Here is an 11989-nt window from a genome sequence, read left to right as displayed (position 1 = left end):
AGGCGCGGGAGCGAAGGCGGCCTGAAGGCCGTCGAAGCGACCAGCAACGCAGCAGGCGCGTGCAAACAAAAGCATTGAGTGTGTCGCCGGACCGGGAGCGCCTCACGGCGCAAGGCCGCTCATAGCGGCTAATTTTGGGACCCGGGGCTGCCGCGGCCCGGCGACGCACGCAATCGTACGCGACCCGGCGTTGTGCCACGGCGCGACCGGCGCGGGATCAGGTCAGTCCTCAGTGCCGGCAGCGCCGAGATGCCCGGCCAACTCATGCCGCGCCGCGTGCTCGAGTTGCTCGGCGAGCACCAGCATCCGCTTCGCGTCCTCGGTCGGCAGCTCCTGCAGGCTTGCCCGCCCCACCGCCACCACGTGGGTGAACGCGGCCGCACGCAGCAACACATCGGCATAGTCGCCGACCACGATCCCGCGGAGGACTTCGTCGATCATCGCCCTGACCTCGTCGGGACCGGGCGGCTCGGCGACGCCTGCCACCACGCGGGCGACCTGCGACCGCGCCTTGCCGGCGTCGAACTCCCGAGCGGCTTGGAACGGGTTCGCGTACACCCACCCGCGGAGCAGGTAGAGCCTCCAGAGCGAGCCAGCCAGTGAGTCCGATGGCGAACCTGCCCAGGCGTCGGCGATCGCCTCGATCCCCTCGGTCTCAGCGAGATGGACGACGCGCGAGGCGAGGTCGGCGTCCCCACCCGCAGCGCCACGGATGAGCGCAGCCGCCGACCGCTCGGCGGCTTCCTGCACCTTCTCAGGGTCGATCCCGTCGTCGATCTGGTCGAAGAACCGGTCCCCGGGCGTGAGTGGGCGCTTGAAGTCAGACATCGCGACGAGCCTACGCGCGACGCACAGGCGCTACGCGTCGAGCGCGGACCGGATCCGCGCGTCGCTGACCTTCTCAGCCGTACCGAGGTTCTGCGCGAACAACTGCACGCGGTACTCCTCGAGCAGCCAGCGCACCCGGCGCAGGACGGTGTCCGGCGGACAGCCGTCCGGGAGGGCAGCGACCCGGTGCAGGTACGCGTTCTCGATGCTGGCGATCGCATCCATCGCCTGACGATCGGCCGCCAGTGCTCCGAGTTTGCTGTGCCGGACCTCGACCGCCTTCAGATAGGTCGGGTAGCGCGACAACCGGGCCTCGTGGATGAACCCCGGGAAGATAAGCCGCGCCACCTGCGCCCGCATGTCCTGCAACGCGGGCAGGTGCGCCAACTCGGCTCGGCCGGTGAGCAATCGGTCGACCCCGCGCCAGATCTCCAGTGCGCGGACCACCTGGGTCACGACGGCTTGCGTGGCCTGGACACCGTCGCCCAAGGAGTCGACCACAGCGTCGAGTTCCGCCGACTTGCGTACCGGCGGCGATGCGTCCACCGCCTCCTGGACCACCGCCATCCAGCAGTCGCGGACCAGGTCAGCAACAGAGGCGTAGGGGCTCACGGCCAGGGTCAGTTTCGAGGCGGCATCGAGCCCGTCGCGTACGCGCTTGGCCGGATCGGGCGCGATGATCGACACCAGCCTGGCCACGCCGCGACGGTGCCGGGCGTCGGCTTCAACCGACGTGCCGACCACGGTCAACCCGACCGTCGAGCCCTCGTCGACCAGACACGGGTACGTGATCACCTCGTGGCCGGCTCGCTTGGCGACGACCGTCTCCGGAATGTCGCCGAACACCCAGCTCCGCTGGCCTGCGTACGCCAGGCCCGACTCCCCCGCGACGGCGGCGACGGCGCGGGCGAAGGTCGGCTGCAGCGGGGCCTTGAGTGCGTCGAGATCCTTGCCCGTGGCGGCGACCGAACCGTCCTCGGCGACGACTCGGTAGGTCGGCTGCAGATGGTCCGGGATTCTCGACAGGTCCCAGTCCTCGCGGCGTACGTGCGTGCCGGTCCGCGCGCGTCCCCAGCGCTCCAGCGCATCGAGCAACGGCTCGGACCCGGCCGGCACCTCGGCGAGGAACTGCCGCGCCTTGTCGGGCGCGGGTACGAAGTTGACCCGCAGAGGCTTGGGCAGCGACCGGATGAGCGAGGTGACCAGTTCCTCGCGCAGACCCGGCACGTGCCACGAGAAGTCCCCGTCGTCGACCTGGGACAGAGTGGCCAGCGGCACGTCGATGGTCAGCCCGTCAGCCGGGGCACCGGGCTCGAAGTGATAACTCAGGTCGAAGGTCAGCGGCCCGTTGTCCCACACGGCCGGGAAGTCGGTGTCGCTGACGTCGTCGCGTACGAGCATCGCCGGGTCGAAGTCCAGCAGCTGCTTCGGCTGACCCTTCCACCACTGGTCGAAATGGGCACCGCTCACCACGGACGCGCCGATCCGCGCGTCGTAGAAGTCGAACAGCGTCTGCTCGTCCACGACGATGTCGCGACGGCGGGATCGATGCTCGAGATCCTGCGCCTCCTCCAGCATCTGCTGGTTCCGGGCGAGGAACGGGTGCCGCGTACGCCACTCTCCCTGCACGAGCGCGTGCCGGATGAACAGCTCGCGCGAGAGCACAGGATCGATCTTCCCGAACGCGACCAGCCGGTCCGCCGCGAGCGGAACGCCGTAGAGGAGGACCCGTTCGTACGCCATCACCGAGCCGCGGCGGGTCGACCAGTGCGGCTCCGAATAGCTGCGCCTGGCCAGGTCCCCGGCGAGGCCCTCGGCCCACTCAGGCTTGATCGCGGCATTCTGCCGGGCCCACAGTCGGCTGGTTTCGACCAGTTCGGCGGACATCAGGAAGGTCGGGTTCTTCCGCGCCAGCGCACTGCCGGGGAAGATCGCGAACTTCGTGCCACGAGCACCGAGGTACTCCCGCGGGCCGGGGCGCTTTGCTCGTGCGCGGTCGCTCGCGGACGGCACCGACTTCTCGTCGAGCAGACCGATGTGCGAGAGCAGCCCACTCAGCAGCGCCTGGTGGATGCCGTCGGAGTCGGGCTCGTCAGCCGGCCGACCGACCTTGACCCCGATCTCCTTGGTGACCTGTCGGATCTGCGACTCGAAGTCCTGCCACTCACGCACCCGCAGGTAGTTGAGGTGCTCGCGTACACACATCCGCCGGAACGCGCTGGAACTCAACTCCTTCTGCTGCGTCTGCAGGTGCCGCCACAGATTCAGCCAGGTGAGGAAGTCCGACGTCGGATCACGGAACCGGGCGTGCAGCTGCTCGGCGGCAGCCCGTTCGGCTGGTCGGTCCTCCGAGGGGCGCTCGCGTGGGTCCTGCAGCGACAGCGCAGCGGCGATGACCAACACCTCGCGTACGCACCCGAGGCGATCGGCCTCGAGGATCATCCGGCCCATCCGCGGATCGATCGGCAGCCGCGCCAACCGCCGACCGATCTCGGTCAGTCCGCGCCCGTCGGGACGGACGGCTCGCAACTCCCCCAGCAGTTGCTCGGCCGAGGCGACCTGCTTGCGATCGGGCGCCTCCACGAACGGGAATCGCCCGAGGTCGCCCAGGCGCAGCCACGCCATCTGCAGCATCACGCTGGCCAGGTTCGTACGCAGGATCTCCGGCTCAGTGAACGCCGGACGAGCCCCGAAGTCGTCCTCGGCGTACAGCCGGATCGCAACACCGGCCTCGACACGACCGCATCGTCCGGACCGCTGGTTGGCCGAGGCTTGCGAGATGGGTTCGATCGGCAGTCGCTGGACCTTCGTACGTACCGAGTAGCGACTGATCCGAGCCAGACCCGAGTCCACGACATAGCGGATGCCGGGGACCGTCAGCGAGGTCTCGGCAACGTTGGTGGACAGCACCACCCTCCGTCCCTTGTGGGACGAGAAGACCCGATGCTGCTCAGCCGCAGAGAGTCGCGAGAACAACGGCAACACCTCGACCGCCAACGCCGCAGCCGTGAGTGCGTCGGCAGCGTCGCGGATCTCCCGCTCACCCGGCAGGAAGACGAGGACGTCACCCGGGCCCTCCGCGGAGAGCTCGCGTACGGCCTCGACGATCGCCTCGGTCATGTCGCGGACGACCGGCTCACCGTCCTCGTCGTCGGGGAGCGCGATGAGCGGCCGATACCGGACCTCGACGGGGTACGTACGCCCCGAGACCTCGATGACCGGTGCCCCGACACCCCGCTCGTCAGAAAAATGATCGCTGAACCGCTGGGTGTCGATCGTCGCGGAGGTCACGATCACCTTGAGATCGGGTCGACGTGGCAGCAGTCGCTTGAGATAGCCGAGCAGGAAGTCGATGTTGAGCGACCGCTCGTGAGCCTCGTCGATGATGATCGTGTCGTACTTCTTGAGGTCGCGGTCGCGGCTCAGTTCGGCGAGCAGGATGCCGTCGGTCATGACCTTGATCTTCGATGCCGCCGACGTACGGTCCGTGAACCGGACCTGGTAGCCGACCAGGTCGCCGATCTCGGAGCCGAGCTCCTCCGCGATCCGCTCGGCGACCGACCGGGCGGCGATACGCCGCGGCTGGGTGTGGCCGATCTTCGTACGCCCCAGGGCCAGACAGATCTTCGGAAGCTGAGTCGTCTTCCCCGACCCGGTCTCGCCGGCCACGATCACGACCTGGTGCTCACTGATCGCTCGGGCGATGTCGTCGCGACGTTGCGAGATCGGCAGGTCCGCCGGGAACTCGATGCTCACCGACGCCGCCTCCACCTGCCCATCCTCTCGGACATGGGCCCTGCTCCCCAACCCGAAAGGTGGACCGATGTGGCGCATGGTGCGCCCAGGCGGCTTCGAAGCACCTCACCTGCAACATCGGTCCACCCGGGCGCACCGCGCCTCCGGCACAAGGTGCGAGGGGACCGGGAGACGCCGCCTCGCCCGATCGTCTAGGTTGGCCGATGTGAGTGTTGACCCCACCAACTCCCTGACAGTCCGCGACAACCGCACGGGCGCCGAGTACGACATCCCGATCACCGACGGCACCATCCGCGCCGCCGACCTGGGCCAGATCAAGCTGCCGGGCGACCTCTCCGGCCTGGCGACGTACGACCCCGGCTTCACCAACACCGCCAGCTGCCGCAGCTCGGTGACTTACATCGACGGCGACAACGGTGTCCTGGAGTACCGCGGCTACCCGATCGAGCAACTCGCCGAGCAGTCAACCTTCCTTGAGGTCGCGTACCTGCTCATCCACGGCGCGCTGCCCACAGAGGCGGAGTACAAGAACTGGGAACACCACATCACGTTCCACACCTACGTCCACGAGAACGTGAAGTCGTTCATGCAGGGCTTCCGCTACGACGCACACCCGATGGGCATGCTGATGGCCTCGGTCGGTGCGCTGTCGACGTTCTACCCCGAGTCGGTCAACATCCACGACGCCGACAACCGGAACATCCAGATCATCCGGATGATCGCGAAGATGCCGACCCTGGGCGCCTGGGCGTTCCGGCACGCGCAGGGCAAGCCGTACGTCTACCCGGACAACAACCTGTCCTACACCGCGAACTTCCTGTCGATGCTCTTCAAGATGAGCGAGACCCGCTACCACCCCGACGAACGGATCGTCCGTGCGCTGGACACCCTGCTGATCCTGCACGCCGACCACGAGCAGAACGCCTCGACCAACGCCGTCCGCAGCGTCGGCTCCACCCAGGTCGACCCCTACTCCGCCGTCGCCTCCGGCGTTGGCGCCCTCTTCGGTCCGCTGCACGGTGGCGCCAACGAAGCAGTGCTGCGGATGCTCAAGCGGATCGGCTCGGTGGAGAACATCCCGGCGTTCATCGAGGGCGTCAAGGCCGGCAACGAACGCCTCATGGGCTTCGGCCACCGCGTCTACAAGAACTACGACCCACGCGCCAAGCTGATCAAGAAGGCCTGCGATGACGTCTTCGAGGTCACCGGGGTCAACCCGCTGCTCAAGATCGCCCAGGAGCTGGAGAAGATCGCGCTCAACGACGAGTACTTCGTCAAACGGCGCCTCTACCCCAACGTCGACTTCTACTCCGGCCTCATCTACGAGGCCCTGCAGTTCCCGCCGGAGATGTTCACCGTGCTGTTCGCCATCGGGCGCACCCCCGGTTGGCTCGCGCAGTGGCTCGAACTCACCACCGACAAGGACCAGAAGATCGCCCGCCCCAAGCAGATCTACACCGGCGCCCGCGGCCAGCTGTACGTCCCGCAAAGCCAACGCTGGGCCTGAACACACACAGCATGAACCGCGCTCACCTGAGAGCACATGCAGAGGCGGCGTTGGTCCACGAGACCGGCGCCGCCTCTGTCGTACGCCAGTGCCCGCAGTGCGGATCGATCGAGCATGGTCGACCGTTGCTGATCGGCTCGGACCTCCAGGTCTCCATCGCGTACGCCGACGACATCGCCGTCATCGCGTGGGGTACGAACCCCGTCGGGATCGACATCGAGCGCACCGACGCGCAACCACCGGAGGGCATGGACGTCCTCGCGTGGACGCGCCTGGAAGCACTCGGCAAGGCCGCTGGCACCGGCGTACGCACCTGGCCGCAGCAGACGCCGCCTGAGCTCACGACAGAGCCCCTCGACCTACCGGATCAGTACGTCGGCACCGTCGCGGGAAACGCACTGGGCTGGCGCCTCATCGCACCGCGGCCCGCGTGATCAGGTAGGTGTGACAGAAGGCGTCGAGAGAGTCTGACGCGAGATCCTTCTCGGCGCGTCGGGCGAGCGTCTCGGCCTCGGTGTACGTCCCGCAGGCGAGATGCTGCAGCAGCCGATCGTTGTCACGTCGGCGGATCTGCACCTGCCAAGTGCGGCCCAGCCGCCAGCGGCGCGCGACCTCCACGATCAGGAAGTCACCCGCGACGCGCCCGTTGATGCTGCTGGTCCCCATGGGGGCACACTCAAGCAGGCCAGACTGAGGGCCGGATCAAGCCACTCTGAGGCGTTCCTCAGGCAGGGAACGGCGGCAGCACTGTCTCCCGCAACCAGACATCGAAGAGCCCCGAGAGGTCCTGCCCGGACACCTCAGCTGCCAGGTCCTCAAAGTCCGCGGAGACCACGGAACGTCCGCTGAACCGCTCCACCCAGGTCCGCAGGATCGTGAAGAACACCTCGTCCCCCACTCGCACCCGAAGCGCGTGCAGAGTCAACGCACCGCGTTTGTAGACCCGGTCGTCGAACATGTCCTCAGCGCCCGGGTCCGCGAGCAGGAGATCCTGCGGCAGATCAGCCAGTCGCAGATGGTGATGCTTCGCGTGCGATTCGGCCCGCTCGAGCACCGCAGCTTCGGACCACAGCCATTCGGCATAGCAGGCGAAGCCCTCGTGCAGCCAGATGTGCTGCATCGTCTCCATCGTGACCGCGTTGCCGAACCACTGGTGCGCCAACTCGTGCGCCACGAGGCGTACGTGCTTCCACTCCGAGGTGAGGTAGTTGGAGCCGAACGTCGCCAGGGACTGGGACTCCAGCGGGATCTCCAGCTCGTCCGGCGTGACGACGGTCGAGTAGGTGTCGAACGGGTACGGCCCGAACACCTCGGAGAAGTACGACAGCATCCGACCCTGATCCGCGAACGCCGACGCCACGTCCGCACCGGTCTCGGCGAAGACCGCCATCGGCACGTCGGCCTCGATCGGGTGGGGTACGTAGCGGCCGAGCTGGACGGTGGCGAGGTAGGTCGCCATCGGTTGCCGCTGGTCGTACACCCACGTCTCTCCGGAGCCGCGGCGCGTACGCGAGGTGAGCACGCCGTTGGAGATGACCGAGTAGTTCTCGTCCGCCCGCACCGAGATCCGGTACGTCGCCTTGTCGCCACACCAGTCGTTGCACGGGAACCAGGTGGGCGCGCCGTGCGGCTGACCGGCCACGATGATCCCGTCGGCGAGTTCCTCCCAGCCGGCGTCGCCATGCGGTTCGATCACCAGAGGGCGCGGCTTGCCCGAGTACTTGACCATGATCTCGGCGGTCCTGCCGGCCTTGATCCGGGTCTTGAGCGTGAGCACGAGCCGGTGCTTGTTGTGGGTCCACTTGGCCGGCGGTTTCCCGTCGATGGTGATCTTCTTGACCGCGAGGTACGCCAGGTCGAGGCTCACCCTGGCGAGTTCCTCGTGCGCCACGATCTGGATCCGCGCGACGCCGTCGAGTCGGGCGCCGAGCAGGTCGTAGTCCAGATCGAGGTCGTAGTGGACGGCCCCCCATGAGCGGTCACCGTGCGACGGCAGGTACGGGTCAGCCGTCGGCATCCGACACCCCCTGCATCTCCCACGGTCCGATCGGATTCCCGATCCAGGCCGTCTTGTCCGGCACCGATTCTCCACGCATCACCAAGGACACCGGGCCAACAGTGGCATGCCGCCCCACGGTGGCTGCGGGCAGGATCACCGAGTTGGGTCCCAGGGTGGCTCCGCGGCGCAGCGTCACGGTGTCCAGCTGCAGCATCCGGTCGTGGAAGAGATGCGTCTGCACGACCGTCCCCGCATTGACCGTCGCACCGTCCTGGAGCACCACCAGGTCCGTCTCGGGGAGCCAGTGCGTCTCCACCCAGACCCCCTTGCCGATCGTGGCGCCCATCGACCGGAACCACCAGGTGAGCAGCGGCGTACCCGCCACCGGTCGGGCAAACCACGGTGCCGCGATCGTCTCCACGAACGTGTCCGCGAGCTCGTTGCGCCACACGAACGAGCTCCAGAGCGGATGGGTGCCCGGCCGCATCCGGCCGCAGAGGACCCATTTGGCCACAGCGGTGGTCATCGCCGCGACGAGCCCGGCGAGCACCAGCAGCGGTCCGAGCGCGACCAGCGCGATGCCCCAGCCGTACGTCAGGCCGAGTCGGACATCTCCGTACACGACCGACGCCGGCAGCGCGTACGCCAGCGTGAAGGGGACGAGCCGGAGGACTTCCAGAACGAAGCGGTAGAAGCGCAGCTGCGGCGTCGGCTTGTACGTCCGCCCACTGGTGTCCTCAGCGACCGCGCGCCGCAACGACGTCGGTGGCGATCCGACCCAGGACTCTCCGGAGTGAGCCTTCTTGCGGGCAGGTGCCGCCGACAGGACCGCGACCAGCGAGGCCTTCGGCACCTTGCGGCCGGGCGCCGCCATGCCGGAGTTGCCGACGAAGGCGCGCTTGCCGACCTTCACCTTCTCCACCCGCACCCAGCCACCGCCGAGTTCGTACCCACCGATGAGGGTGTCGTCGGCCAGGAAGGCCTCGTCATTGACCTGCGTCAGGCTCGGGACCATCAGGACCGTCGATGCCTCCACGTCCTTGCCGATCTTCGCGCCGAGGGCGCGCAGCCAGGTCGGGGTGAACGTCGAGGAGTAGAGCGGGAAGAGCCACGTACGCGCCTCGTCCAACGTACGCATGGTGGTCCAGACGGCCAGACCGCGGGCGCTGCGGACCGGTTGGATGCCGGGCCTGATCAGCAGGCCACAGGTCCGGACGATCACGATGATCGCGAGACCGAGCGTCGTCGCACCGATGACCACGAGCAGCGGGCTCCAGGCCAACCACGGCTGCCACCGGACTGCGTGCTCGCGTCCGATCAGCTCCAGGCCGATCCAGGTCGCCAGACCCATCGACAGAGCCGGCAGGAGACCGATGAGCGCTGCGGTCAGCGCGTACGCACCGATCCAGACCGGCGAGCGCGGGATGCGCTCCTCCCAGGGGCCTCGAGCCGACTTGTGCACCCGTGTGGCTGGTGAACCCGACCAGGACTCGCCGGCCGGCACCTTGCCGAACACGGCTGATCCGGGCGCGATCTCCGCATCGTCGCCGACCTTGGCACCCGGGTTGAGCATCGACCGGGCGCCCACGCGTGCGCCAGCACCGATCTCGATCCGCCCGAGGTGGAAGACATCCCCGTCGATCCAGTGGCCGGTCATGTCGACCTCGGGCTCGATCGACGCGCCGGCGCCAACCTTGAGGAAGCCGGTGACCGGCGGGAGCGAGTGCAGGTCCGCGTTGTCCCCGATCGTGCAACCGAGCAATCGGGCGTACCAGGTCACCCAGGGGGCTCCGGACAGGTTGAGCGCGCCCAACTCCTCGGCAGCGCGGGTGGCGAACCAGACTCGCAGGTGCACCTTGCCCCCACGCGGATAGTCCCCCGGTTTGATCCCGCGCAGCGTCCAGCGCGCAACCGTCGCCGCCACGATCATCCGGCCGGGCGGCGTCAGGAAGACCAGCGCGATCGGGAGCACCGACCACCACGTCGGATGCGGCGCATCCGGGATCTTCACCAGAGCGAGTGCCAGTGCGATCCAGGCGAACCAACGCGGTGCCGCGAAGCAACGCAGCGCGAACGTCGCGACCACCTGGCCGACCTGCGTCTTGACCGGCACCGCCGGCACCTCACGGTCCAGTGCGGATGTGCTGGCGCCGAGCGATTCTGCGTACGCCGCGAGCGCACCGAGACTCGGATGCTCGTACAGGTCGCCCATGGCGATCTCGGGATAGCGCTCGCGCAGCCGCCCGATCACCTGGGCAGCCGTCAGGGAGCCGCCGCCGTGATCGAAGAAATCGTCCTTCGGGCCGGCGACGTCGGCGCCGAGGATGTCGTGCCACAAGCCAGCAATCCAGGTCTCGGTGTCGTTCAGCCCGGCCGCTCCCGTCGAGGCTTTCAGCGGCCACGGCAGCGCATCACGGTCGACCTTCCCTGACGTCCTGGTCGGGAGCGTGTCCACGACCGCGAGCCGCGGGACGAGCGCGGCAGGGAGGTCGGTACGTAGCTGCGCCAGGGCCGCCGCGGAGTCGTACATGTCGTCGACACTGAGGTAGCCGACAAGGATCTTGTTGCCGGCGGTGGTCTTGCGGATCGCGGCGGCTGCACCGTGGACGCCCGACAACTCCAGCAGCGCGGAGTCGATCTCGCCGAGCTCGATCCGTCGGCCACCGAGTTTGATCTGGTCGTCGGCTCGGCCGCCGAACAACAGTCCGGCGGGATCGTTGACGACCAGATCGCCGGATCGGTACGCCCGATCCCAACCGAGCGTCGGCATCGGGGCGTATTTCTCGGCGTCCTTCGCCGGGTCGAGGTAGCGCGCCAGACCCACTCCACCGATGATCAGTTCACCAGTCGCGCCCGGCGCCACCGGGATGCCGGTGGCCGGGTCGACAACGGCCAGGTCCCAGCCGTCCAGCGGCAGACCGATCCGGACCGAACCCTCACCCGTCAGCAGGGCGCCGCAGGCGACGACCGTCGCCTCCGTCGGCCCGTACGTGTTCCAGACCTCGCGTCCGGGCTGCTGCAACCGGGCCGCCAACTCGCCCGGGATCGCCTCCCCCCCGGTGATCAGCAGGCGTACCCGTGCCAGTGAGGTCTCGGGCCAGAGGGACACCAGCGTCGGGACTGTCGACACGATGGTGACGCGGTTGGCGACGAGCCAGGGTCCGACATCGACGCCGCTGCGTACGAGCGCCCGCGGGGCGGGCACCAGGCACGCGCCGTAGCGCCAGGCCAGCCACATCTCCTCGCAACTCGCATCGAACGCGACCGACAGGCCCGCCATCACCCGGTCGCCGACTCCGATCGGCTCGTCCTGGAGGAACATCCGTGACTCGGCGTCGACGAACGCTGCGGCATTGCGGTGGGTGACGGCCACGCCCTTGGGCGTACCCGTGGAACCGCTGGTGAAGATCACCCACGCGTCGTCGTCTGGGCTCGGGTCCAGCGGCTCGACGGGCTCCCCTCTGCGCAGGATCTCGATCTCGAGGTCATCGCGGATCACCGCCGCGGCCTCCGACTCGCCGAAAACCACCCGCGCACGCTCATCGGGGTCGTCTGCGTCGACGGGGACGTACGCCGCGCCGGCGACCAGGATGCCGAGGATCGCGGTGTAGAGCTCAGTGGTCCCCGACGTGATCCGTACACTCACCTTCGCGCCGCGTCCGATGCCCGCCGCATTGAGTTCCGCGGCGACCCCCTCGGCCGCCTCCTCCAACTCGGCGTACGTCAACACGGACGAACCGATGTCGATGGCCGGATCGTCACCGGCCTGCTCGACGGTGGCCCGGAAGATGTCGACGAGCGTCCGCGGAGCCGGGGCGTACGCGCCGCGGCGCAGTGGGTCCGTCACGACACCCAGCCTTTCAGGTGAAGGTGTACAGATCGAGAACGCCGACGAGGGT

The 11989-nt window shown here is 68.3% G+C and carries 7 protein-coding genes; 2 read left to right on the top strand and 5 right to left on the bottom strand.

Annotation, left to right across the window (positions count from 1 at the left end; genetic code table 11):
* Positions 1-222 precede the first annotated feature (222 nt).
* Positions 223-828: a hypothetical protein gene (locus KCTC_RS11015; RefSeq protein WP_125569320.1), complete on the bottom strand. Its 606-nt coding sequence runs from the start codon at positions 826-828 to the stop codon at positions 223-225.
* A gap of 30 nt (positions 829-858) precedes the next feature.
* Positions 859-4662: an ATP-dependent RNA helicase HrpA gene (gene hrpA, locus KCTC_RS11010; RefSeq protein ID WP_125569319.1), complete on the bottom strand. Its 3804-nt coding sequence runs from the start codon at positions 4660-4662 to the stop codon at positions 859-861.
* Between the two features lie 127 nt (positions 4663-4789).
* Here hrpA and KCTC_RS11005 point away from each other — a divergent pair, with 127 nt between their 5' ends.
* Both KCTC_RS11005 and KCTC_RS11000 read left to right on the top strand, forming a co-directional pair.
* Positions 4790-6091: a citrate synthase gene (locus tag KCTC_RS11005; RefSeq protein WP_231998698.1), complete on the top strand. Its 1302-nt coding sequence runs from the start codon at positions 4790-4792 to the stop codon at positions 6089-6091.
* An 11-nt stretch (positions 6092-6102) separates the two neighbouring features.
* Positions 6103-6525 (top strand): 4'-phosphopantetheinyl transferase family protein, encoded by a 423-nt coding sequence (locus KCTC_RS11000; RefSeq protein WP_125569318.1) that lies wholly within the window; start codon positions 6103-6105, stop codon positions 6523-6525.
* On the opposite strand, the gene KCTC_RS10995 is transcribed toward KCTC_RS11000, so the two are convergent.
* Genes KCTC_RS10995 through KCTC_RS10985 form a run of 3 tightly spaced genes read right to left on the bottom strand, consistent with a single transcriptional unit; the run spans position 6503 to position 11937 of the window.
* Entirely contained in the window at positions 6503-6757 is a 255-nt protein-coding gene (locus KCTC_RS10995; protein WP_125569317.1) for a hypothetical protein, read from the bottom strand. The two genes, KCTC_RS11000 and KCTC_RS10995, sit on opposite strands and share 23 nt — an antisense overlap.
* Before the next feature lie 58 nt (positions 6758-6815).
* On the bottom strand, positions 6816-8108 hold the full coding sequence (locus KCTC_RS10990; RefSeq protein ID WP_125569316.1) for a M1 family metallopeptidase: 1293 nt from the start codon (positions 8106-8108) through the stop codon (positions 6816-6818).
* On the bottom strand, positions 8095-11937 hold the full coding sequence (locus tag KCTC_RS10985) for a Pls/PosA family non-ribosomal peptide synthetase (RefSeq protein WP_125569315.1): 3843 nt from the start codon (positions 11935-11937) through the stop codon (positions 8095-8097). Before KCTC_RS10985 ends, KCTC_RS10990 begins: the two co-directional genes overlap by 14 nt.
* Positions 11938-11989: the final 52 nt, after the last annotated feature.

It is taken from the genome of Nocardioides baekrokdamisoli (genome assembly GCF_003945325.1).
Classification (GTDB): Bacteria; Actinomycetota; Actinomycetes; order Propionibacteriales; family Nocardioidaceae; genus Nocardioides; species Nocardioides baekrokdamisoli.
This window is presented reverse-complemented; position numbering and strand designations above follow the sequence as displayed.